Here is a 23,479-nt window from a genome sequence, read left to right on the forward strand (position 1 = left end):
ACCGCCGCGCCGCCGCCCGCGATGGCCGCGCTGCCGCCCGCCGTCGCGCCGCCGACGGCGGCCGCGGAGCCCCCGGTGACGGCGGCGAGGAGCCCACCGGCCGCCGCCAGGGGCAGCGGCGGCGCGAGCGCCTGCAGCTGCGCGGGACGGGCGAGCAGGGCCTGCTCGAACCGGCGGCACGCGTCGCAGGAGCGCACGTGCGCGCGCAGCCGGCGACCGCGGCGCGTGCGCCCGTCGCCGTCCGAGAGCGCCTGCTGCGCCTCCTCGCACGCCAGCGCGCGGCCCTCGTCGCACTCCAGCAGGGCACGGCGCGCCTCGTAGATCGTCTGCTTCACGCCGCGCTCACCCACGTCGAGCACCTGCGCGATCTCCGGCAGGGACAGGCCGACGAGCTCGCGCAGCAGCAGCGCCGAGCGCTGGCGCTCCGGCAGCGCGGCGAGGTCCCCGCGCAGGTGCGCGAGGCGCTCGCGCGTCTCGACCGTGCGCTCCAGGTCGTCCCGCCCCACGTCGTAGGCCGCGTCGAGGTCCGTCGTCGGCCGCCGTCGTCGCACGAGGCTCAGCGCCTCGTTGTGCACGATCCGGAAGAGCCATGGCCGCAGCTCGAAGCTCCGCCGCTCCTCCTGGAGCGCCGCGAAGGCCTTCGTCATCGCGCTCTGCAGCGCGTCCCGCGCGTCCTCCTCGTCCCGGACGATCGAGCGGCAGTACCGGGAGAGCGCATCGTGGTGCTCCGCGTAGATCCGCGCGAAGGCCTCCGCATCGACACGGGCCGCCATCGACGTCACGGAGGTCGATGAGGGTCGCCGTCGGGCGCGGAGCGGAACGGAGGGGGGCATCGGGTGCGTGGTCGTCTCCCACGAGAGGACGACGCGCGAGGGGCCGGAAGGTCAGGACCGACCTGCGCACGACATCGTCCCACGCGCATGATCGCGCACCGAGGAGGCGCCGCGGGACTTCGTCGACCGCTGCTAGCTTCGCCCGCATGCACCTGGGCAACCACGCCGACGCCGAGCCGTTCACGACGCTCGACGGCTCGACGATCCGCGAGCTCGCGGGCCCGGTCTCGCTGCCGACGGCGAACCAGTCCCTCGCCGAGGCCACGATCCCCGTCGGCGGCGCCACCACCGCCCACCGCCACCACGTGACGGAGGAGCTGTACTACGTCACCCACGGTCGCGGGCGGATGCGGATCGAGGACGAGGAGCGCGACGTCCGGGTCGGCGACTGCGTCGTCATCCCGCCCGGTGCCGCCCACAAGCTCACGAACACCGGCGACGAGGAGCTGGCGATCCTCTGCTGCTGCGCGCCGCCCTACGCCGACGCCGACACCGAGCTGCTCGAGGACGCCGCCGCGTGACGGGGCGACCCCGCGCCGCCCGGGTCCGTCGGCGGCTCGCGGCGGGTCTCGCGGTCGGCGCGCTCGCGGGCACCGGCGCGGCGGCCGGTGCGTCGTCCGCGTCAGCCGCCGTCCGGACGACCGCCGACTACTGGGCGTTCGTCGACCGCCGCCAGGCCGACGTCGAGCCGACGTGGGACGCCGCGCACGGGGTCTACCTGCCGGTGCAGAGCCTCGACGACGCCCGGCTCGACGCGAACATGCTCATGACCCACGCGCTCGCGGCGAGCGCCGGGCACCGGGGCCCGAGCCGCCGGGACGACCGCGTGATCGCGCTCGCACGGGCGCTGACGTCGTTCCCGGCCTACCTCGAGCCGCCGTACCCGCAGCCGCCCGGGCAGGGCCACGTCCCCGGGTGGACCGCCTCGACGCAGCGCGTCGGCGGCCAGCACGTCGCGATCGACCCGCAGATCGCCGAGGCGCTCGTCGCCGCGTGGGAGGCCCGCGACATCGTCGGCCTGCCGGAGGACCTGCGGCGCCGGATCCCCGAGGTGCTCTCGGCGGTCGCCGCCTCGAGCTTCTTCCGCTACCCGGCGATGCTGCTGACGCAGTTCAACTGGCACGCGGACCTCGACGCGTTCGCGGCGCGCGTCACCGGCAACGCCTCGTTCCTGGCCGACTACCGGCTGCAGCTCCAGCGCTTCGCCCGCGGTGCGCGCAGCCCGCTGCAGGCCGGGCGTACCTCGTACCTCAACGAGGGCATGGGGCTCATCTACGCCCCGCGCGCGTCCGCGGCGCGCGGCGCGGCGCTGCTCTCCTCGCCGGAGTACGAGAGCCTCGTCGTCTCGGGGCTGCAGCACTACGACTGGGCGGTCGAGCAGGGGATGGAGCGGCTGCCCGCCGCCGAGGAGGCGACCCTGCGCCAGTGGTCCCAGCGCGCGCTCTTCGGCGACTGGACCCACGCCGGCTACCTCAACTGGGACACGAGCCTCGGCACCCGCCGGTGGCACCTCGCGCGGTACTGGGGCTTCGCGCAGCAGGGCCTGGAGACGCTCCTCACCGCCGGCCGGCTCGCCGCCGTGCCGCGGCAGCGCCAGCTCGCCACGTACGTCGCGGACCGCGGCCTGGACACCTACGAGCACCTCGCCGCGCAGAACGGCGGTCGCCTGCCCAGCCAGCTCTGGGGCGTGCGCGGACGCGACGGCGCGCCGGTCCAGGACCCCGTCTTGACCGCGTCCCGGATGGCGGCGCACGCCGCGCGGCTCGCGCAGGAGCGTGCGGGCTCGGGCGCGGTGAGCACGCCGCGGCCGTGGTTCGCCTACGACCCGGACGTCCCCCGCCTGGCGGTCTCCTCGCCGGCGTACTCGACGGCGATCCTGCTCCGCCACCCGACCGACGACTACGGCGGCGTCGAGCTGGCGCGCCTGCTGTCGGGCGACGGCGACCCCGTGGCGGGCCTCGGCGGCAGCGGCCGCGCCGCGTTCGGGCTCGACGTCGTGCGCGGCGGTCGGCTGCTGCTGGACACGCAACCGGGGCTCGTGGCGGCGCGCCGCGGGACGACGCGCCTGTCGGTGCGCCACGCCGGGAAGGTCGACCTGCGCGGGACGTTCACGCGCGACCTCGTCGCGCGCGCGACGGTCGCGACCGACGGCGCTCGCGCGACCGTGACGACGAGCTTCGCCCGCAACTCGATCCTCGTGACGCGGACGGTCCGCGCCGCCGCGGACGCCACGGCGACGGTCCGCCTGCCGCTGTGGGGCGCGGGCAGCGCCCGCCTGGTCCGCACGGGCGGCGGGGGCGGGACGCTCGGCGGGCGCTGGACGCGGCTGGCCGGCGCGCGCTCCATGCTGCTCTCCTCGGCCGTCGGCGGCTACCGCGCGGCGCTCTGCCGGCTGCCGCCGGGCGCCCGCGTGCGCCTCGCGAGCGTCCGCGGCGGGCCGACGTCGCCGCAGACCCGCAAGGTCGTGCTCCTCTCGTTCCCGGCGCCGAAGGCGCGCTCGCGCACGATCGCGGTGCGGCTCGTGCCGACGACGACGAGCCCCCGCGCCGGACGCGCCGCCTGCGCCTGACGGCGGCGCGGGCCGCGCGACGCCGAGCGGCCGGCCCCGCGTCGGCGGCCCGTGCCCACGGTGCGCCCGGGGGAGGCGGTCGACGTTCGGTGGAGCCCGGGCCGGCCGTGGGTGGACGGACGGCGTCGCAGCCGCCGCCGTCCGGGGGACGGCGCGTTAGCCTGGCGCCCGGACCGTGAGAGCCAGCAGCGAGGGGACGGCCAACGTGCAGCACAGGACGACGAGCGCGATCGCCGGGATCGCCACCACCGCGGCGGTCCTCGGGATCGGCGTGAGCCCCGCGGCCGCGGACCGCGCGGACGTCCGGGCGACGACGGGCGACACGCTGTACCTCGGGGCGCCGCTCATGACGGGCACCTTCGCCCCGGACGCGTGCGTCCTGCTGTGCTCGTCCGGCAGCCCGGCGAACCCGGTCGCGGGCTCGTCCGACCTCGTGGGCATGGACGTCTCCGGCCCGGTGCTCGGCGTCGGCGGAGGGACGATCGAGGTCCGGTCGGAGCCCTTCGTCTACGACGGCGCGTCCGGACGGGTGCCCTCGACCCTCCGGGTGAGCTACGACCGGCGCGGCGAGGGACGCGGCGGCGCGCGGGCGTCGACGACGCTCGACATCGTCCCCGTCGGCATCGACGGTCGCGACAGCGGCAAGCCGGTCGCGACCGTCGCCGCGCGGTCGCTGCCGCTCGACGGGACGCGGCAGACCGTCGGCCCGGTCGTGCTGCCCGCCGACGGGCTGGCGCTCGGGGGCCGGTACCGGACGGTCGCGCGCGCCCGCGTCGACCTGCCGACCTCCAGCCGCGCCGCGATCCGCGTCGCGCCGGCGCGGATCGTCGCCCTCGGTCCCGAGGCCGCGCCCGCCGCGCTGCGCGCGAGCCGCCCGGCGGTCCGGGTGTCCGGCCGGCGGGTGCGGGCGACGGTGGGGTGCCCGACGACCGCGATCGGCAGCTGCTGGGTCGAGGGGCGCCTGCGCGCCGGCAGCGCGCGGCTGCGGAGCCTGCCCGTCGTCCGGGACCTCCCGCCGGGCGCGCGGCGGACGGTCGCCGTGCGCCTGACCGCTGCCCAGCTCGCGCGCGTGCGCCGCGCGAAGCGGCTCGTGACGACGGTCGCCGTGCGCGACAGTGCCGGTCGCCGGTCGAGCGCGACCCGCCGCACCGTCGTGCGCTGAGCGGTCCGCGGCGCCCCGAGCGGCGACGCGCCGAGTGCGCCCGGCGCCGCGCCGGCGGGCCGTAGGCTGCGCTGCGGCGCCGGGCGCGGCGCCGCGCACCCGTCCCGGAGGTCCCCATGGAACGCCGCTGGTGGACGCTGATCGCGATCGCGATGGGCGTCTTCATGCTCCTCATCGACGTCACGATCGTGAACGTCGCCCTGCCGGACATCGGGCGGGACCTCGAGTCGTCGTTCTCGGACCTCGAGTGGGTCGTCAACGCCTACTCGCTCATGCTCGCCGCGAGCCTCCTCGTCGCCGGATCGCTCGCCGACCTCGTGGGGCGCCGACGGGTGTTCGTCGGCGGGCTCGTCGTCTTCTGCCTCGCGTCGCTGGGCTGCGGCCTGGCCGGGACGCCGCTCGTGCTGAACCTCCTGCGCGGGGTCCAGGGGATCGGCGGCGGCATGATGTTCGCCACGTCGCTGGCGCTCATCGCCCAGGCCTTCCACGGACCCGACCGCGGGATCGCGTTCGGCGTCATGGGGGCGGTGACCGGTGCGGCCGTCGCGGTCGGGCCGCTGCTGGGCGGGCTGCTGACCGACGGCCTCGGCTGGGAGTGGATCTTCTTCGTGAACCTGCCGATCGGTGCGATCGCCGGGTTCCTGACGCTCACGAAGGTCAGCGAGTCGCGCGACCCGCACCCTGCGGGGATCGACTGGATCGGCGCGGTGCTCTTCAGCGTCGCGCTGTTCCTCGGGATCTTCGGGCTCGTGCGCGGGAACGCCGAGGGGTGGGGGTCGACCCAGATCGTCGGCTGCCTCGCGGGCTCGGTCGTCCTGCTCGTGCTGTTCGTCCTCGTCGAGCTGCGCCGCGAGCATCCGCTGTTCGACCTGCGGCTGCTGCGCAAGCCGACGTTCGTCGGCGCCTCGATGGTCGCCTTCTGCATGTCGGCGTCGCTCTTCTCGATCTTCCTGTACCTCACGCTCTACCTGCAGGGCGTGCTGGACTACGGGCCGCTCGAGGCGGGGCTGCGCTTCCTGCCGATCACCGGGCTCATGCTCCTCGTCGGGCCGATCGCGGGGCGCCTGTCGGCGATCGTCCCGGTCCGCGCGCTCCTGGGCGCCGGCCTGCTGCTCGTCGGCGTCGGGCTGCTGCTCATGCGGGGCGTCGAGCCGACGTCGGGCTGGACGGTGCTCGTGGTCGGCTTCGTCGTGGCGGGCATCGGCTCGGGGCTCGTGAACCCGCCGCTCGCGTCGACCGCGATCGGGGTCGTCGAGCCGCGGCGCAGCGGCATGGCGTCGGGCATCAACTCGACGTTCCGCCAGGTGGGGATCGCGTCCGGCGTCGCGGCGCTCGGCGCGGTCTTCCAGCACCACGTGCACGACGAGCTCGCGGCCGCGGCGGCCGGCGCGCCGGGAGCGGCGGGCGACCCGGAGCGGATCGACCAGCTCGCCGCCGCGGTGACCGCGGGGCAGACCGACCGGGCGCTGCAGGCGATCCCGAGCCTCTCGGCCGAGCAGCTGGAGCGGCTGCGGGACCTCGCCGACGCGACGTTCGTCAGCGGGCTCAACACCCTGTTCCTCATCACGGCGATCGTGGCGCTCGTCGGCGCCGCCGGCGCGGCGCTGCTCATCCGGCGACAGGACTTCGTCGTGTCGCAGGGCGCGCCGGCGCCGCCCGCCGCGGACTGATCCGTCCTTCGGGAGGCGCGCTCGGCGGTGGCGGCGCCCGGCCCGCCGCTCAGAGCGCGGCGCCCTTCGCCTGGTTGCACGGGGCGCAGAGCACCTGGAGGTTCGCGGCCGTGTCCGCGCCGCCGAGCGCGACGGGGATGACGTGGTCGTACTGCAGGTCGAACGTCGCGCCGCAGGCGACGCACGCCCCGCCGTCGCGCTCCCAGACCGCGCGGCGGACCTCCCGCGGGATCGGCCGGCGCTCCCCGGGCGCGGGACCGTCCCCCTGGGCGAGCGCCGCGCGGGCGCGGTCCAGGCGTCGCCGGCTGCGCCGCTCCCGCTCGCGCACGAGCGCCAGCACGTCGTCGGCGGCGAGGTCCTCGTCCTCCCACCAGACGCGGTCCTCGAACGCCCACCAGGTCCGCAGGTCGTCGCGCAGGAGCGCCACCGGGCGGTCGCGCTGCGCGACCTGGAGCCGCCGGAACGCCCGGCCGCTCCACGTGACCGTCGCCCGCTCGTGGCCGTGCACGAGGCCGTACCGGCGACCGAGCAGGGTCGTGCGGCGATCGAATCGGGCGCTCCGGGCCTCGCGCAGCATCGGCGCGACGCTAGGGCCGGCGCCCGACGTCGTGCACGACGGGTTGCGCGCGAGTAGAGGATCGATCGTTCGATGTCGATCGTCCGATCGGCACACTCGAACGGGTGCGTACGCGCCACACCGGCGGACGGCCGCGTCCGGATCGCTGCCAGCATGGGTCGCACCCTGGCGGGACGGCGCCACATGCGCCGCTCGGCGCCAGGACCCTCCGCGCCCGCCGGCGCGCTCGGTGCCCGGCAGCGCCCGAATCGACGGAGTCCCATGCCTCGCTCATCCGCCTCCCGCGGGCGACCCCGCGCCGTCCGCACGGCGTCGGTCGGCCTCGCTGCCGCTGCCGCCGCGCTCGTCGGCGCGCCGTCCGCCTCGGCGATCAACTACGTCTCCTCCGCCAACGGCGAGTCGTGGGCGGTGAACGACGCCGCGATGCCGGGGGTCGACACCGGTTCGATCCGCTCGACGAACCAGAACTCGCTGCTCGGCTACGGCGGCCTGCGAATGAACGTCTCGGGCACGCGGCGCGACCGGCTCGACGGCGAGCTCCTCCGCGGGTTCGGCCTGACCTTCGACGGCATCGACGAGTTCCGCACGACGACGCCGCTGCACGTCGCGGGCGTGGACGTGAGCCGCAACCTGCGGATCAACGGCGCGGAGAACTGGGCCCGCTGGGTCGACTCGTTCACGAACCGCACGGACGCTCCGGTGACCATCGAGGTCTCCTTCGGCGGCATCCTCGGCCAGGCGAGCGACACCTCGAGCACCTTCCAGGCGACGAGCGCGAAGGTCCTCACGACGTCGAGCGGCGACGCCGCGATCACCGCGGCCGACTCGTGGGTCGCGGTCGGCACGCCGACGGCCGCGGCCGCCACGCCGACCTCGGGCCCGACGCAGAACGGCACCTCCGCCACGGTCATCGGCACCCCGAGCGGGCTGCTGCGGATGGGCAACCAGCTGCGCAACCCGTTCGCCAACGCGCTGCCGGCGGCCGGGCACGAGTCGAACTTCCACGGCTACCTGCGCCGGATCACGCTGGCGCCCGGGCAGACCCGGTCGCTCGCGCACTTCGCGGTCATCGGCCTGCGCGACAGCGCCGCGACCGCGGGCGCGCAGATCCAGGCGGTGACCTCGCGCGCCGCCGCGCTGGCCGCCGCGCCGGACCTCTCGGGCATCAGCACCGCGATGCGCTGCACCCTCGTGAACTGGGATCTCGCCGCGATCGACGCGTCGCTGCCGGCCACCTGCGCGACGGTCCAGCCCCCGCAGCCCGAGAAGGGCCCGGTCCCGAAGGTCCCCACGACGAGCTCGCCCTACGACGTCGTCGGCAAGACGATCACCGAGATGCAGGCCGACATGCGCGCGGGCCGCACGACCTCGCAGGAGATCACCCGCGCGTACCTCGACCGGATCGCCGCCTACGACACCGGGCAGATGGGGCTGCACAGCTTCATCCACGTCGCCGAGGACGCGATGGACCAGGCGAAGGCCGCCGACGTCGCCCGCGCCCGCGGGAAGGACACCGACCTGCTCGGCATCCCGGTCGCCGTGAAGGACCTCTACGACACGAAGGACATGCCGACGACGAACGGCTCGCTCGTCTTCGAGGGCTTCCGCCCGACGAAGGACGCCTTCCAGGTCGCGCGGATGCGCGAGGCGGGCGCGGTCATCCTCGGCAAGGCGAACATGTCCGAGTACGCGAACTCGGGCCGGCACTCCGAGAGCCCGTGGGGCCAGGTCTGGAACGCGATCCAGCCGTCGAAGACCTCGCAGGGCTCCTCGGGCGGCTCCGGCGTGGCGGTGGCGGCGAGCTTCGCCGCGTTCGCGATGGGCAGCCAGACCGGCGTCTCGCTGAACGCCCCGTCCGGCGCGAGCTCGCTCGTGGCGCTGCGCGGCACGGACGGCATGAGCTCCGGCTCGGGCGTCATGCCGCTGAACTTCCTGCAGGACTACGCCGGCCCGATGGCGCGCTCGGTCAGCGACCTCGCGACGGTGCTGAACGTCACGACCGGGACCGACCCCGACGACGAGGTCTCCGTCGCCGCCGACGCCGACCGGCGTCGACCCGCGGACTGGCGGACGTTCCTGGACGCCGACAGCCTGCGCGGCAAGCGGATCGGCTACGTCCCGGCCACGTTCTCCTCGACCTCCTACGGCACCACCGGGACGCTCGACGTCGCCGACGCGGCACTCCAGGAGCTCGTCGCGATGGGCGCGACGCTCGTGCCCGTCTCCGATGCGCCGGGCGCGCCGCCGAACGTCTCCACGCCGGGGACCTCGACGGGCACCGAGGGCTGGGCCCGCTGGATCGAGGCGCACCCGGAGTCGCCGTACAAGACGGCGGCCGAGATCCAGGACTCGCCGAAGAAGCTCCCCTACAACCGCTCCTCGAGCCCGACGACGGCGACCGGCCGGATGACGCCCGAGCAGCTGGCCGCGCACCGCGAGCGACGGCTGGAGTACAAGCGCCGGATCGCCCAGTGGATGGACGACGCCGACGTCGCCGCGGTGATCTACCCGAACAACACGTCGGACTTCCACGACAACGACTCGCTCCAGCTCGGCGGCGCCTTCGCCACCGCGCCCGCGTCGAACTCCGGCGCGCCCGAGGTCATCGTCCCGGTCGGGGAGAACGACCACGGCCACCCGGTCTCCCTGCAGATCCAGGGACGGGCGTGGGACGACGCGAAGCTCCTCGGCTTCGCCTACGCGATCGAGCAGCGGCTGCGCGGCCACGTCGAGCCCACGCAGCTGCCGCCGCTGAAGTACGAGCCCGGCGTGACGCCGCAGCCGATCGTCATCGAGCCGGCCCCCGCCCCGGAGACCGCGGCCCCGGCGCCGCTCCCGTCGACGAACGTCGATCCGGGCGCGCTGAACCCGCCGGTGCCCGCGACGCCCGCGGCCCCGGCGAAGCCCGCCGCGACGGTCAAGCGCGAGGTGCGCCTGACGACCCGCACGATCCGGGCGACCCGGACGGGGCGGATCGCGTTCCCGATCCGCTGCGCGCCGGGGGCCCCGAGCTCCTGCCGGGTGCGCGTCACCGCGACGTACGGGCGGACGGTCGTCCTGCGCCGCACGCTGACGGTGAAGGCCGGCCGGACGCGGGCCCTGCGGGTGACGGCGAAGGGCTCGCTCGCCCGGCGCCTGGCCCGCGGCGCCACGGTGCGCCTGCAGGTGTCCCTGCGCGGGACCGGCGGCACGACGAGCCGGCAGCCCGGCAGCGTGGCCGTGCGCGGCACGAGGCGCTGACCGAACGGGGCCGCGGCGCACGGCGCGCCGCGGTCCTAACGGGTGGAAATGGATTGACGCGTTAGCGCGCGCCGTCTAGGTTCCGCGGCATGACGCGGCTGCGGATCCACGCGACGGGCGATGCCGGTGTGCCGACGGCGGCGCCGGACCGACGGGGATGACCGCGTCGTTCCACCGCGGGGAGCTCGCGGTCCAGCGGCGAGCCGGCGAGGCCGAGATCGCCGCGCGCGTCGCGCGGAGCGTGCAGGACGAGATCCCCGCCGCGGCAGCGGCGTACCTCGCCGCGCAGGCCTTCGTCGTCGTCGCGTCGACGGACGCCGGCGGCCACCCCGACGCGTCGCTCCTGAGCGGCGCGCCGGGCTTCGTGCGGGTGACCGGTCCGCGAACGCTCGTGATCGACCGGATCCCGGCGTCGGCCGATCCGCTGGTCGCGGCGCTCGAGCGCGCCGCGACCCCGATCGGGCTGCTGGCGATCGAGCCCGCGACGCGGCGGCGCGTGCGGATCAACGGCACGGCGTCGCGCGAGGGCGACCGGATCGTCGTCACCACGGAGCAGGTCTTCGCGAACTGCCCGAAGTACATCGCCGTGCGCGAGCCGACGGCGCTCGCCGCCCCGACGCTCGACCGCCGGGAGGACGCCCCGGTCCTCGGGGCGGGAGATCGGGCGCTGATCGAGGCCGCCGACGCGTTCTTCATCGCCTCGACCGACGGCGACGGACACGTGGACGCGTCGCACCGCGGCGGCGCGCCGGGGTTCGTGACGGTCGGGCGGGACGGGACGCTCGCCTTCCCCGACTACGCCGGCAACTCGATGTTCATGACCCTCGGCAACCTCGAGGTGGACCCGCGCGTGGCGCTGCTGTTCGTCGACTGGGCGACGGGCGACGTGCTCGAGCTTCGCGGGAACGCGACCATCGACTGGTCGCGCGAGCGCGCGGCGACGCTCCCGGGTGCCCGGCGCGTCGTCGACGTCGCGGTCGCGCACGTGTCCCGGTTCCCACGGGCCAGCCCGCTGCGCTGGCGCCTCGAGGAGCTCTCCCCGTTCAACCCGTGACGGCGGCGCCCGTCGCGGCCCGGCCGCGGGTGCGGGCCCCGTGGAGGATGGTCGCCCGCGGGTCAGCCGCCGCCGCGGACGCGGCGGGCGTGGCGTGCCTGCCGGGCCCGGTTGCCGCAGGCGTCCGAGCACCACGTGCGGCGCGGGTGCGTGGCGACGAACGCCAGCACGCAGCCCGGCGCGCCACACAGCCGCACCTTCGTGCGGTGCGGGCCGGCCAGCAGGTCGATCGCGTCGGCGGCGATCACCGCCAGCACGACCGCCGCCCGCGTCGCGTCCCCGAACGTCGTCTCGCGCACCGCCGGCCCGTCGTCGGTCAGACGCAGCCGCGGGACGCCCGGAGCCGCCGCGCACGCCGCGTTCACCGCGGCGACGGCGGCCGGGTCGAGCGGCCGTGCGGCGACCGTCGCGGCGACGAGCATCCGGATCGCCGCGCGGAGCCCGCGCAGCGCGTCGGGCGTCGGTCCGGCGCCCGCCGGCAGCTCGGACAGCGCGCCCCGCCGGGAGACCGCCGCGAGCCAGGCCCGCGCCTGCACGGGGTCGTCGAGCGCGTCGACCCCGGTCCCGTCCCTAGCGTAGCGCGTGTTGTGCAGCTCGATCGCGAGGCGCTCGTCGCGGATCGGGCCCTGGTAGGGCTCGGCCACGCCGTCATGGTAGGGGCTGAGGCTCGCTCCCTCGAGACCTCGACGTGGGCGACCGGGGACGTCCGGCGCGTCCCAGCTGCGCCGCCGGCTCCGGTGAGCGGTGCCGGAACGCGGACGGCCCGCCGATGGCGGGCCGTCCGAGAAGAGCCTCCGAGCGGACTCGAACCGCTGACCCCTTCATTACGAGTGAAGTGCTCTACCAGCTGAGCTACGGAGGCAAGGACGGGAAGGGTAGCGCGGGTCGCGATACGGTGACCTGATGGGCATCGTCGCGTGGGTCGTGCTGGGTCTCATCTCGGGGCTCCTGGCCCGGATCGTGGTCCCCGGGAGCCAGGCCCAGGGGTGCCTGGCGACGACCGCCGTGGGCATCCTCGGGGCGATCATCGGCGGCGCGATCGCGGCGGCCGCCGACGTCGGCGAGATCGGCACGTTCTACGACGGCGGGACGTGGGCGATCTCGATCCTCGGCGCGATCCTGCTGCTGCTCGTGCTGCGCGCGCTCGGCGGCCGCGCGCGCCGCTGAGCGCCGTCCGCGGCCGCGGTCCTGCGACCCCGTGCTGCTTCGGCGCCAGGCACCGCGTCCCTGACCCCGCCCCAGCCTGCGGAGCGCCGTACGGACCGCCGTGCCGGACGGGTGCGGGGGGTCCGCGACGGACGCTCGGCGCGCGCATCCCCCCGCGCGTCCATCATCCGTCCGCGCACCGCATCCGGTGCTCCGCTGCGCGGGTCGTGCCGACGACCGTTCCGGTGTGCAGGGCAGGGACCTCCTTCGGACCATCTCGCGCGCGTCCCGGCCAGGCGCGCTGCTGGCGATCGTGCTGGCGCTCCTGGGCGCGGTGCTCGCCGGCGGGGCGACCACCGCCCGAGCCGCCACGAGCGCCGCGCCGCTGACCGTCCACGCGGAACGCACGACCGGGGGCAGCGAGGAGCGCCTGCGGATCCGCGTCACCGGCCGTACCCCGAGCGAGGGCGGCCCCGTCCGGATCGGCGTCTCGACGGTCGAGCCGGGGTCCGGCTGCAGCGCGGGTCGGCGCGACATCGACTGGCACCGGCTGAGCGCGATCGGGCCGCGGACGCGGCTGCCCGCCGGCCGGGCCTTCACGCTCGTGGGGACCGCCGCGGTTGCCGGCCACGACGGCGTCCGCGTCTGCGCGACGATGCGGCGCGTCGGCGGCGGTGTCCTGGCGCGGACGAGCACCGTCGTGGGCAGCCGCGTCGGGGCGTTCCTCGATCCCGTCGTCGGCCGCTCGCTCGCCGCGGCGCTCGAGCCGGTCATCCGGGTCGTCCTGCCGCTGCTCCTCGTCCTGGCGATCGCCGCGGGCGGGTGGCGCGTGGCGCAGGGCGTCCGCCGCCGGCGCGCCGGCGCGGCCCGTCGCCGGGCCGCGATCGCCCGCGCGCCCTCCCGTCCGCACCGTCTCGCCGCCGCGCACGCGGGACCGTCCGGCGACCGCTTCACGGCGCTGCCGCCGCTGCCGCCGGGCATCGTGGTGCCCGACGCGCCACCGTCGCTGCTGCTGCCGGCCGGCGAGCAGCCGGCGGTCGCCGACGCCCTCGCCGACGACCTCGCGACCGCCGACCCGGCCACCGCCGTCGACGGCGACGAGGCCGTGTCGGGCACCGCGACGCTCCTGCCGCCGACCGTCGACGAGCCCGCCGCGCCGCCGACCGCGAGCACGACGCCCGCGCCGGGGGCCGGACCGGTCGACCGGGTCGCGCGACGCCTGCGCTCGCCGCGGGTCCGCGAGCGCCGCTGGCAGCTCGAGCGGGCCCTGCAGCCGCTCGCCGACATCGTCGACGAGATCGTGCTGCCCGAGCCCGCCACCGGCGACAGCGCCCTCGTCATCGCCCGGCGCCAGCGCCTCGCGTTCCTCGTCCTGCTGGCCGACGCCGACCGCGACGCGGACCGGAGGCGCCTCGCCCGGCTCGCCGCCGCGATGCGCGACCAGCGGCTCGGTGGCCTGGCGCCGGTCCCGGTCCTCGCCCTGCGCGACGCGCCCGCGCAGGCGCGCGCCACGGCGCCGCACGAGGACTACCCCGAGCTCGAGATCTGGACGGCCTCCGTCGACCGGCTCGAGCGGTTCGTCGCCGCCCGGATCCCCGCCCGCCGCGCGACCCAGCGCCACCGGACCCGCTGAGCGTCCTCCGGCGGCGACCGGCGCCGCTAGGCTCCGCGGCCATGGGCTGGACCCGCAACCACATCCCGCGGCTCGACGGTCGCCGGGCGCTCGTCACCGGCGCCAACAGCGGCCTCGGGCTGCAGACCGCGCTCGAGCTCGCCCGCGCCGGCGCGGAGGTCGTCCTGGCGTGCCGCAGCCCCGAGCGCGGCGCATCGGCCGTCGCGACGATCCAGCGCGAGGTGCCCGACGCGCGGCTGGACCTGCGGTCGCTGGACCTCTCCTCGCTGGCGTCCGTCCGGGCGCTCGCCGCCGAGCTCGACGCCGACGGTGCGCCGCTGGACCTGCTCGTGAACAACGCGGGCGTCATGGCGCCGCCGCTGCAGCGCACCGCCGACGGGTTCGAGCTGCAGCTCGGCACGAACCACCTCGGGCACTTCGCGCTCACCGCGCTGCTGCTGGATCGCCTGCGGGCCGCGACGAGCCCGCGCGTGGTCACGGTCTCCAGCCTCATGCACCGGTTCGGGTCGATCGACCTCGACGACCTGAACTGGGAGCGCCGCGACTACCGCCGGTGGCCGGCGTACGGCCAGTCGAAGCTCGCGAACCTCCTCTTCGCCCGGGAGCTCCAGCGCCGTGCCGACGCCGCCGACCTGCCGCTGCGCAGCGTCGCCTCGCACCCGGGGTACTCCTCCACGCACCTGCAGACGACCGGCCCGGCGCACGGCAGCTCGCTCGTGGACCGCGCCACCGGGCTGCTCATGAGCAAGGTCGGCAACCCGCTGCTGGCGACCTCCGACGCCTACGGCGCGCTGCCCTCGCTCTACGCGGCGACCCATCCGGAGGTCTCCGGCGGCGCGCTCGTCGGCCCGACGCGGCTCGGGCAGACGCGGGGCGCGATCAGCGAGGTCCCGTCGACCCGGGCCGGCCACGACCGCGACGTCGCCGCGGCGCTCTGGGCCCGATCCGAGGAGCTGACCGGGGTCGCCTTCCCGCTGCCGGCCCCCGCCGCGACGGTCGGCTGAGCGCGTGCGGCGCCACCGGCTGCTCGTCGCCCTGACGCTGCTGCTCGCGGCGGCCGCCGTCGTGCTCACGCTGCTCGTCTCCGACGCGAGCGACGAGCGGGCCTCCCGCGGCGCGACCACCGCGTCGGCGCCTCCGCCGCCGAGCCGGCTGACCCTCGCCGGCCTCCAGCCGGACCGGATCATCCGCCGGGTCGAGGAGCTGCGCGGCCTGCGCCTGAAGCGGCGTCCGCGGTTCCGCGTCGTGCCCGCCAGCCGGATCGACGCGATCGTCCGCCGTCAGGGCGAGCGCGACGGGACGGAGGAGTCCCCGCGCGAGGAGCGGGTGTCGCTCGCGCTCCTGAAGCTCCTCGGGCTGCTGCCCCCCGGCGCCGACCTCGACCGGCTCCAGAAGACCGTCTCCGAGCAGGGCATCCTCGGGCTCTACGACGGCGCGCGCAACGAGATGATCATCGTCGGGCGCGACGGCGAGCTGCCGGCGGCCGCCGAGGCGACGGTCGCCCACGAGCTCGTCCACGCGATCGACGACCAGCACTTCGGGATCTTCCGCCGCCTGAAGGTCCTCGCCCGCGGCCCGGTCGACGACGTCGCGCTGGCGTACCAGTCGCTCCTGGAGGGCAGCGCCGAGGCGGTCGCCGACCGCTACGCCGAGCGCTACTCGGTGCCGCGCAGCGCCCCGGGCGAGGAGGAGCAGGCCGAGCGGCTGCGGCGCGAGCTGCCCTTCGGGATGCTCCTGAGCCTGAGCTTCCCCTACGCGTTCGGGTCGGCGTTCGCCTCGTCGCTCGGCGCGCCCGGCGACGCCCCGCGGCTGCGGGCCGCGTTCGGCGAGCGGCCGCCGCGCAGCGCGGTCGAGATCATCGACCCGCGCCTCTACGCCGCCGACTTCCGCCCGACCTCGGTCCGCGTCCGCGCGGCCGCGGTCCTCGGCGACGGGTGGACCGCGATGCAGGACGAGGACCGCTTCAGCGCCCTGGACCTCGTGAGCCTCCTCGCGTTCACCGAGGAGGAGTCGGTCGGGGCGTCGGCGATCGCGACGAGCTGGCGCGGCGGGCGCTACGCGTACCTGCGCCGGCGGTCCGACGACGGCCGTGGCTGCACCGCACCGTGCCTCGAGCGCGACGCGTTCGTGGGACGGGTGGCGATGGCGACGCCCGAGGCCGCGCGGCGCGCCGCCGAGGCGTTCGGGACGGTCCTCGTGCGCCACCGCCGGGCGCGTCCGGCCGGGGCGGGGCGCTGGACGGTCCCCGGTCGCGAGGGGCGGTCCGGGGCCGCGGCGGCGATCGCGACGGGCACGACGCTCGCGCTGGCCTACGCGCCGACGCCCGAGCTCGCGGCGCGCCTCGTGCGCGCGAACGACTGACCGGTCCGCCGCTCGCTGGGCGCAGACGCGGTCGTGCGACGATCGGGCCATGGGACTCGGCGACCTGCGGCGCACGTACGACGGCACCCCGCTGGAGGAGGCGACGCTGGACCCCGACCCGCTCGTCCAGCTCGCGCGCTGGGTCGCCGAGGCGCACGCGGCGCTCGACGGACCCACAGAGGTCAACGCGATGGCGCTGGCCACCGCCGACGCCGGCGGGCGGCCGGCGGTCCGCATGGTGCTCCTGAAGGACCTCGACGCGCGCGGGCTGACGTTCTTCACGAACCTCGGCTCGCGCAAGGCCGTCGAGCTGGCGGCGAACCCGCAGGCGGCGCTCTGCCTGCACTGGGCGCCGCTGTACCGCCAGGTCCGGGTCGTCGGTCCGTGCGCCCAGGTCCCGCGCGAGGAGTCCGCGGCGTACTTCGCCACCCGGCCCGCCGGGTCCCGCCGCAGCGCGTGGGCGTCGCGGCAGAGCGCGCCGGCTCCCGATCGGGCGGCGCTCGAGGACGCCATGGCGGAGGTCGCTCGGCGCTATCCCGACGACGACGCGATCCCGCTCCCGGACCACTGGGGCGGCTACCGCGTGGTGCCGGACGAGGTCGAGCTCTGGCAGGGCCGGCCGGACCGGATGCACGACCGCGTCCGCTACCGGCGCGGCCCGGACGGCTGGGTGCGGGAGCGGCTGCAGCCGTGAGCGGGACCTCGGGCGAACCCGCTCGCGCGCGTCGTCGCACGCGCGCCGGCGGGCCTCGATCGCCGACCGTCCCGGCGCCCGGATCGGGTGCGTGCGGGCGCCGGGCATCGGGTAACGGCGCGCTGACCGAGCGCCCCGCCGACGGAGACCCCGTGCACCAGGCCGAGATCCCCGCAGTCCTCCCGCCCATCCCGACGCCCCAGCTGCCCGCCGCGCTCCGCGCGCCGCTCCCCGACGATCCCGTCGCCGCCCTCGCCGGGGCGCGGGCCCGCACGCGCGCGCTCGTCGCCGGGATCTCCCGCGTGGACCTCGAGCGCCAGATCGACGAGCGGATGAGCCCGCTCGTCTGGGACCTCGCGCACATCGCCGCGTACGAGGACCTGTGGCTCGTGCATCGCCACGGCGAGCGGCCGCTCCTGCACGACGACCTCGCGGCGCTCTACGACGCGTTCGAGACGCCGCGCGCCGTCCGCGGGGACCTCGAGCTCCTCGACGTCCCGGCGGCGTGGCGCTACCTCGACGAGGTCCGCGCGCGGGCGCTCGACGTCGTGGCCGAGCGCGGGGCGGATCCGGTGCTCCACGAGCTCGTCCTCCAGCACGAGCTGCAGCACCACGAGACGATGCTCCAGGCGATCCGGATCGGGGGCCTCGCCTCGTGGCTGACCGGGCCGTGGGCCGGGCCGGTGCGCGACGACCCGACCGACGAGCCGGAGATGCTCGTCCTCGACGGCGGTCGCACGACGATCGGCGCCACCGGTCCCGGGTTCTCCTACGACAACGAGCGGCCGGCGCACGAGGTGACGCTGGCCCCCTTCGCGATCGCTCGTCGGCCGCTGACGATGGGCCACTGGCGAGCCTTCCTCGACGACGGCGGCGCGCGCGACCGCCGGTGGTGGTGCGAGGACGGGTGGGGCATCCGGACGCTGCCGGCGGGCGACGCCCGGCCGCCGGCGGCCGCGGAGCTCCCCGACGGCGCCCCGGCCTGCCACCTGAGCTGGTACGAGGCGTGCGCGCTCGTGCGCTGGCTGGGCCTCCGGCTGCCGACCGAGGCGGAGTGGGAGCACGCCGCCCGCGCCGGGGCGCTGCAGCAGACGGGCGCGGTCTGGGAGTGGACCGACTCCGCGTTCTCCGGCTACCCCGGGTTCCGCGCGCACCCGTACCGCGAGTACTCCGAGGTCTTCTTCGACCGCGGGTACCGGGCGCTGCGCGGCGGCTCGTTCGTGACCCACCGGCGGGTCGCCACGACGACGTTCCGCAACTGGGACCACCCGCATCGGCGCCAGCTCTTCGCCGGCGTGCGCCCGGCGGAGGACGTCGCATGAGCACCGGTCAGGCCGCGGCCTCGGCGGCGACCGTCGTCCACGCCCTGGGCGACGACGCGCCGCGGACGCTCGCCGACGACGTGCTGGACGGCCTCACCGCGCCGTTCAAGGAGCTGCCGCCGAAGCACCTCTACGACGACCACGGGTCGCGCCTGTTCGCCGAGATCTGCGAGCTGCCGGAGTACTACCCGACGCGGACCGAGCGCCAGATCCTCGTCGAGCGCTCCGGGGAGCTCGCCGACCTCACGGGAGCGTCCGAGCTCGTCGAGCTCGGTGCCGGCTACGCGACGAAGACCCGGGTGCTGCTCGACGCGCTGGACGCCGCCGGCAGCCTGCGGCGCTACGTGCCGTTCGACGTGAGCGAGCCGCCGATCCGGGAGGCGGGGGACGAGATCGCCGCCCGCTACGGGATCGCCGTCCACGGGATCGTCGGCGACTTCGAGCGCGACCTGGGCCTCATCCCGGGCGCGGGGGGTCCGCGGTTGCTCGCCATCCTCGGCGGGACCCTCGGCAACCTCCCGCCCGGCTCGCGGCGCCACTTCCTGCGCCGGCTCGCCGGTCTGCTGGACGACGACGGGTGGCTGCTGATCGGCGTCGACCTCGTGAAGGACCCGGCGGTCCTCGAGCGCGCCTACAACGACGCGGCCGGGGTGACGAGCCAGTTCAACCGCAACGTCCTGCGCGTCGTCAATCGCGAGCTCGACGCCGACTTCCCGGTCGACGAGTACGAGCACGTCGCGTTCTTCGACCGCGAGCACGAGTGGATCGACATCCGCCTGCGCGCCACCCGCGACCACGTCGTCACGATCGGCGCCCTCGACCTCGCGGTGCCGTTCCGCGCCCGCGAGGAGCTGCGCACGGAGATCTCCTCGAAGTTCACCCGCCGGCGCCTCGAGGACGACCTCGCCGCTGCCGGCCTGCGCCTGGAGCGGCTGCTCACCGACGGCGAGGACCTGTTCGGCCTCGCCCTCTGCCGCCCGGCCTGAGGGGTCGGGACCGGGCCGAGCTCTCGGCCCGGTCCCGATGGCGGCCGCGGCCGACGGATGCGCTGAGGAGGGCGGCCGCAGCGACGGGTCGACGCCGAGCGCGTCTCCGGTGCCGCCCCCGGTCGGTTCTCGGTCGTGTCGTCGTTGGGATGGATCGGCGCCGAGCGTCACCGCTGGCGACCGCGGTCGGTTCTCGGTGGTGTGGTCGTTGGGAAGGGTCGGCGCCGAGCGCGTCAACCGACCGCCAGCCGCGCGCGCCGCGAGCCGGCGGAGCCGGTCGCACGCGCCGTGGGCCGCGACCGGGGTTCGCCTGTCGAACGTCGAGGTCGAAGGGACCCAGCGACCGAGGCCGACGGATCGCACGAAGGACGTGCTGCTCGTCGTGCTCGTCGTCGGGGTGACCACGAGCACGACGGTCAGCATGTGGGCCGTCGGCCCCGGGGAGGACGGAGGCGGGGCGACGAGCGCGGAGGTGCCTCAGGGCTGCGTCGCCTGCCGGGCGAGCAACGCGGCGAGGCGGGCCGCGGTGGCTTCCGGCTCGTCGACGACCTGCCGCCAGCTCAGGCGCAGGACGACGTAGCCGGCGGCCTGGAGGTCGGCGTCGCGCCGGCGGTCCCGCTCGAACGCGCGGCGGCCGTGGTGGAAGGCCTAGCCGTCGACCTCGACGATGAGGCGCTCGGCCGGCCACAGCGCGTCGACGGTCCAGCCACGCAGCGGCACGTCGGTCCGCGGATCGGGCAGACCGGCGCGGCGCACCAGGGCGAGGAACGCGGTCTCGGCCTCGGAGCGGCTGCGGCGCGGACCGTGGGCGGCGTCGAGCACGGCCCGGAGCGTCGCGCGGCCACGCGTCGAGGACCGGCGAGCCGCGGCGGCCCGCACCGCGTCCGGGCGTAGGCGGTGCAGCGCGACCGCCTCCGCGAGGCACCGTTCGAGGGTCGCCGCGTCGAGGACCGCGGCGAGGTCGACGATCGTGCGGGCGAGCCCGGTGACGGCGAGCCCGCGCCGACGGGTCACGTCCTGCCGGTGCAGCCGCGCCGTGGTCGCGCACGCGACCCCCGGCGCGTGGGCGCGGCGCGGAGCCGACCACCAGGATCTCCGTGCGCGGTCGTTCACCGACGGGCGCCGCCAGGATCCCCCAGAGCCGCGCGGCGGTCCGGCCGGCGAGCCAGGCCGGGCGATCGAGCGACAGCAGCGCCGCGAGCGCGGGCGCCCACGGGTCGTCGGCGGGACGCCCGACCGCGTAGACCCGGGGGAGGACCGGGATCAGTCGCCCGACGCGGATCCGGTGGGCGATCGCGCCGCGCCCGAGACCGAGGTCGAGCAGCTGTCGCCGGTGGACGAGACCTCGCTGCCGCGCGGAGAGCGCCGCGATCCGGGCGTCGATCATCGCGCCATCGTCGGGTGTCGCGCCGCGCGTCGGGCGTCCCGTGGCCGGATCGTCACGGGCCCGTCGCGGGTTCCGCACAGTTCCACGCCGTCGCCCGCGAGCGCGCGTCGTATCGCTGCGGGCGGCCGATCGGCCGCGCCGGCCCGGCACGCCGTCGTGCTTGCGGTCGATCTCGTTCCGGTCCGTCTTGCGAACTCGACGGTCGACAGGTCATGGACGCGATCCGTTGTTCTCGCTGGTCGGCGACGGTCGACCTCGACGTTCCTCTTGGGCGTTTCCCCGCGAGCGCGTCGACGGTACCCGCGGCGTTCCGGGTCGTTCGGCGTGCGGGCGGCGCGTCACCGGGCCGCCGATCTCGGACGTCCTGCCACCCGTCGTCGTGTTTCCGGTCGATCTCGTTCCGTTCCGTCTTGCGAACTCGACGATCGTCAGGTACCGGATGCGATGCGGCCGTCTCGCTGATCGGCGACGGTCGGCCTCGAAGTCCCGCACCGACGCGTCCGTACGCGCGGGGGACCGAGGGCGACCGGGAGAGCGACCGCGGTCGCGTCGGCGTCCGGGCCACTGCGTTCGCCACTCGCTCGTTCGCCTCCCGCCACCGCTCGAAGTGGCGGTGCGCCATGTCGCCGACGGGCCAGCACCGATCGACCGTCGTCGTGCGAGCGGTCGCTCTCGCCTCGTCCCGGTCCGCGATCTCGACGATCTGCAGGTGAGAGATGCCGTGCGTCGTTCTCGGCGATCGAGGATGGCCGACCTTGACGCCGCGCACGGTCGCCCGCCGTGCACGGCGGCGGGCGACGATCCTGGTCGGCGCGCCCCGCCGTTCTCCGGGCCGTGCCGCCCGTCCCGGCTCCGGCGGCCCCCGCCGCCTGCCCTGCGGCCCTCCGGCCGCGTCACCCCGCACCGTCACCCCGCACCGCCGCCCGCACCGCCGCACCGCCGCGCTGCTGGCACCGCCGCGCTGCCGCGGCGCGCCACGCTGCTCCGCCGCGCGACCCCGCCCGGCCGCCGCGCTGCTCCGCCGCACCGCCGCTCCGCCGCTCCGCCGCTCCGCCGCTCCGCCGCACCGCCGCTCCGCCGCACCGCCGCTCCGCCGCTCCGCCGCACCGCCGCACCGCATCGCCGTGCCACCCGGCGGGGCGCCGCCGTGCCGCGCTCCCGCGGATCGGCGGCGATGACATGCATCCGATCGCGGAAGCTCGGCGTTGATCCCCATGAACCACCGGGAGCGACCCGGTGACCGCCGAGAGGACACGCCGACCGTGAGCACCCCGACGACCACCCCCGATGCGACGGAGCGCCCTGACTCCCGCCGCGGCTTCCTGCGCCTGGCCGGCGTGGGCGCTGCCGGCAGCGCGGCGCTCTTCCTGACCGCCTGTGGCGACGACGACGACAGCTCGTCGGGCGCCGCGGCCGGGACGACGGCCTCGACCACCGAGAAGAGCTCCGGCGGCAGCGCCGAGGGCGACCTGAAGATCCTGAACTACGCGCTGACGCTCGAGTTCCTCGAGGCCGACTTCTACAAGAAGGCGATCGACGCGGACCTCTTCAAGGGCGCTGAGCTCGACCTCGTGAAGAAGTTCGGCGAGTCCGAGCAGGCGCACGTCGACGTGCTGACCGACACGATCAAGAAGCTCGGCGGCACCCCGGTCACCGCGCCGGAGACGACCTTCCCGCTCGAGGACCGCAAGTCGGTGCTCGAGCTCGCCGCGACCGTCGAGAACCTCGGCGCCGCCGCGTACCTCGGGAAGGCCGGCGAGATCATGAACCCGGACATCCTCGCCGCTGCGCTCTCGATCCACTCGGTCGAGGCCCGCCACGCCGGCGCCCTGAACCACCTGCTCGGCAAGAAGCCGACGCCGGACGGCGCCTTCGCCAAGCCCGCCGACGAGGCCACCGTCCTCGAGGCCGTCAAGCCCTTCATCGTCTCCTGAGGCCCGTGATGCGCACCAACGAGCTCCCCACCGCGAACGCCGGCGCGATCGATGCGATCGAGGTCGTCGGCCACACCCGCCAGGCCTTCCTCCTGAAGGCGACGCTCGCCGCGGCGGCCACCGCCGGCGCCGCGATGCTCGGCCCGAACGTCTCGCGCGCGCTCGCCCAGAGCGACATGGGCGACGTCGAGATCCTGAACTACGCCCTGACGCTCGAGTACCTCGAGGCGGACTTCTACAAGCAGGGCCGCAAGCTCTCCCTGAACGACGAGACGATGGGCATCGCCCGCGTCTTCGGTCGCGAGGAGGCCGAGCACGTCGACGCCCTGAAGAAGACGATCCAGCAGCTCGGCGGGACGCCCGTCGAGGAGCCGACGTTCACGTTCCCGATCACGAACCAGGCGAGCTTCATCAAGCTCGCCATGACGCTCGAGGACACGGGCGTCAGCGCCTACAACGGCGCGGCGACCGGGATCAAGAGCAAGGAGGTCCTCGGGGCCGCCGGCTCGATCGTGCAAGTCGAGGCGCGCCACGCCGCGGTCATCCGGCTGCTGAACGACAAGCCGCCGGCGCCGCGGGACTTCGACGTCGCGTCCGAGAAGGACGCCGTCGTCAAGGCCATCACGCCCCTGATCGCGAAGGGCTGATCGCATGCCGAACATCGGCCCGATGGAGCTCCTCGTCGTCGCGGTGATCGCGCTGATCGTGCTGGGCCCGAAGAAGCTCCCCGATGCGGCGAGCTCGCTCGGGCGCGGTGTTCGGCAGTTCCGCGACGCCGTCTCGAGCTCGACGCCGTCGCTCGAGGTCCCCGACGAGGCGCCGGCCCGTCCGGCGCAGCGCGCCGCCACCGAGCAGGAGCAGCCCGCCCTCGCCGGCGCGGCCGCTTCCGCCGACCGGGCGTAGGGTATGGG

The 23,479-nt window shown here is 76.1% G+C and carries 20 protein-coding genes, 1 tRNA gene and 1 pseudogene; 16 read left to right on the forward strand and 6 right to left on the reverse strand.

Features of this window, described 5'->3' with window-relative positions:
• The coding region (locus SK069_RS05010) for an RNA polymerase sigma factor (protein ID WP_319953624.1) at window positions 1-773 on the reverse strand (773 nt) is incomplete at its 3' end.
• Between the two features lie 206 nt (window positions 774-979).
• On the opposite strand from SK069_RS05010, the gene SK069_RS05015 reads away from it, so the two are divergent.
• The 4 genes from SK069_RS05015 to SK069_RS05030 all read left to right on the forward strand — a co-directional run bounded on the left by SK069_RS05015 (window position 980) and on the right by SK069_RS05030 (window position 6,234).
• A complete protein-coding gene (locus tag SK069_RS05015; protein ID WP_319953099.1) occupies window positions 980-1,354 on the forward strand; it encodes a cupin domain-containing protein in 375 nt (124 codons plus the stop codon).
• Window positions 1,351-3,402 (forward strand): hypothetical protein, encoded by a 2,052-nt coding sequence (locus tag SK069_RS05020; RefSeq protein WP_319953100.1) that lies wholly within the window; start codon window positions 1,351-1,353, stop codon window positions 3,400-3,402. Before SK069_RS05015 ends, SK069_RS05020 begins: the two co-directional genes overlap by 4 nt.
• Window positions 3,403-3,577: 175 nt before the next feature.
• Entirely contained in the window at window positions 3,578-4,564 is a 987-nt protein-coding gene (locus tag SK069_RS05025; protein WP_319953101.1) for a hypothetical protein, read from the forward strand.
• Between the two features lie 116 nt (window positions 4,565-4,680).
• A complete protein-coding gene (locus tag SK069_RS05030) occupies window positions 4,681-6,234 on the forward strand; it encodes an MFS transporter (protein WP_319953102.1) in 1,554 nt (517 codons plus the stop codon).
• A gap of 49 nt (window positions 6,235-6,283) precedes the next feature.
• Here the strand turns inward: SK069_RS05030 and SK069_RS05035 are convergent, their stop codons facing one another.
• Entirely contained in the window at window positions 6,284-6,811 is a 528-nt protein-coding gene (locus tag SK069_RS05035) for an HNH endonuclease (RefSeq protein WP_319953103.1), read from the reverse strand.
• A 261-nt stretch (window positions 6,812-7,072) separates the two neighbouring features.
• Here SK069_RS05035 and SK069_RS05040 point away from each other — a divergent pair, with 261 nt between their 5' ends.
• Together SK069_RS05040 and SK069_RS05045 are read left to right on the forward strand one after the other, a co-directional pair.
• Window positions 7,073-10,051 carry an amidase gene (locus tag SK069_RS05040; protein WP_319953104.1) on the forward strand — a complete coding sequence of 993 codons (2,979 nt, stop codon included), beginning with the start codon at window positions 7,073-7,075 and terminating at the stop codon, window positions 10,049-10,051.
• 157 nt (window positions 10,052-10,208) lie between these two features.
• Window positions 10,209-11,105: a pyridoxamine 5'-phosphate oxidase family protein gene (locus SK069_RS05045; RefSeq protein ID WP_319953105.1), complete on the forward strand. Its 897-nt coding sequence runs from the start codon at window positions 10,209-10,211 to the stop codon at window positions 11,103-11,105.
• A 62-nt stretch (window positions 11,106-11,167) separates the two neighbouring features.
• Here SK069_RS05045 and SK069_RS05050 read toward each other — a convergent pair whose 3' ends face one another.
• Window positions 11,168-11,749 carry a CGNR zinc finger domain-containing protein gene (locus SK069_RS05050; protein WP_319953106.1) on the reverse strand — a complete coding sequence of 194 codons (582 nt, stop codon included), beginning with the start codon at window positions 11,747-11,749 and terminating at the stop codon, window positions 11,168-11,170.
• A gap of 145 nt (window positions 11,750-11,894) precedes the next feature.
• Window positions 11,895-11,967: transfer RNA gene (locus tag SK069_RS05055), tRNA-Thr, on the reverse strand.
• Window positions 11,968-12,008: 41 nt separating this feature from the next.
• On the opposite strand from SK069_RS05055, the gene SK069_RS05060 reads away from it, so the two are divergent.
• The 7 genes from SK069_RS05060 (at window position 12,009) to egtD (ending at window position 19,247) form a co-directional block, all read left to right on the forward strand.
• On the forward strand, window positions 12,009-12,272 hold the full coding sequence (locus tag SK069_RS05060) for a GlsB/YeaQ/YmgE family stress response membrane protein (protein WP_319953107.1): 264 nt from the start codon (window positions 12,009-12,011) through the stop codon (window positions 12,270-12,272).
• 292 nt (window positions 12,273-12,564) lie between these two features.
• Window positions 12,565-13,884 carry a hypothetical protein gene (locus SK069_RS05065; RefSeq protein WP_319953108.1) on the forward strand — a complete coding sequence of 440 codons (1,320 nt, stop codon included), beginning with the start codon at window positions 12,565-12,567 and terminating at the stop codon, window positions 13,882-13,884.
• Window positions 13,885-13,925: 41 nt separating this feature from the next.
• Window positions 13,926-14,888: an oxidoreductase gene (locus tag SK069_RS05070; protein WP_319953109.1), complete on the forward strand. Its 963-nt coding sequence runs from the start codon at window positions 13,926-13,928 to the stop codon at window positions 14,886-14,888.
• A 4-nt stretch (window positions 14,889-14,892) separates the two neighbouring features.
• The gene (locus SK069_RS05075; protein ID WP_319953110.1) at window positions 14,893-16,245 is read left to right on the forward strand and encodes a hypothetical protein; all 1,353 of its coding nucleotides are present in this window, start codon (window positions 14,893-14,895) and stop codon (window positions 16,243-16,245) included.
• A gap of 49 nt (window positions 16,246-16,294) precedes the next feature.
• Window positions 16,295-16,939, forward strand: a complete 645-nt coding sequence (pdxH, locus tag SK069_RS05080) for a pyridoxamine 5'-phosphate oxidase (RefSeq protein WP_319953111.1) — start codon at window positions 16,295-16,297, stop codon at window positions 16,937-16,939.
• A 152-nt stretch (window positions 16,940-17,091) separates the two neighbouring features.
• Window positions 17,092-18,261 (forward strand): SUMF1/EgtB/PvdO family nonheme iron enzyme, encoded by a 1,170-nt coding sequence (locus tag SK069_RS05085; protein WP_319953112.1) that lies wholly within the window; start codon window positions 17,092-17,094, stop codon window positions 18,259-18,261.
• The gene (gene egtD / locus SK069_RS05090; RefSeq protein WP_319953113.1) at window positions 18,258-19,247 is read left to right on the forward strand and encodes an L-histidine N(alpha)-methyltransferase; all 990 of its coding nucleotides are present in this window, start codon (window positions 18,258-18,260) and stop codon (window positions 19,245-19,247) included. Before SK069_RS05085 ends, egtD begins: the two co-directional genes overlap by 4 nt.
• Before the next feature lie 477 nt (window positions 19,248-19,724).
• Here egtD and SK069_RS20220 read toward each other — a convergent pair.
• Together SK069_RS20220 and SK069_RS05095 are read right to left on the reverse strand one after the other, a co-directional pair.
• Window positions 19,725-19,865, reverse strand: a pseudogene (locus tag SK069_RS20220) (hypothetical protein); the annotation flags it as partial.
• Between the two features lie 30 nt (window positions 19,866-19,895).
• Window positions 19,896-20,261: a hypothetical protein gene (locus tag SK069_RS05095; RefSeq protein ID WP_319953114.1), complete on the reverse strand. Its 366-nt coding sequence runs from the start codon at window positions 20,259-20,261 to the stop codon at window positions 19,896-19,898.
• A gap of 1,635 nt (window positions 20,262-21,896) precedes the next feature.
• On the opposite strand from SK069_RS05095, the gene SK069_RS05100 reads away from it, so the two are divergent.
• From SK069_RS05100 to SK069_RS05110, 3 genes are read left to right on the forward strand one after another with little or no spacing between them, the layout of a single operon-like run.
• A complete protein-coding gene (locus tag SK069_RS05100) occupies window positions 21,897-22,568 on the forward strand; it encodes a ferritin-like domain-containing protein (RefSeq protein WP_319953115.1) in 672 nt (223 codons plus the stop codon).
• 8 nt (window positions 22,569-22,576) lie between these two features.
• Window positions 22,577-23,215, forward strand: coding sequence for a ferritin-like domain-containing protein (locus SK069_RS05105; RefSeq protein WP_319953116.1), 639 nt, complete (start codon window positions 22,577-22,579; stop codon window positions 23,213-23,215).
• A gap of 4 nt (window positions 23,216-23,219) precedes the next feature.
• Window positions 23,220-23,471, forward strand: coding sequence for a Sec-independent protein translocase subunit TatA/TatB (locus SK069_RS05110; protein WP_319953117.1), 252 nt, complete (start codon window positions 23,220-23,222; stop codon window positions 23,469-23,471).
• Window positions 23,472-23,479: the final 8 nt, after the last annotated feature.

The sequence above is a fragment of the Patulibacter brassicae genome, from assembly GCF_033949425.1.
GTDB lineage: Bacteria > Actinomycetota > Thermoleophilia > Solirubrobacterales > Solirubrobacteraceae > Patulibacter > Patulibacter brassicae.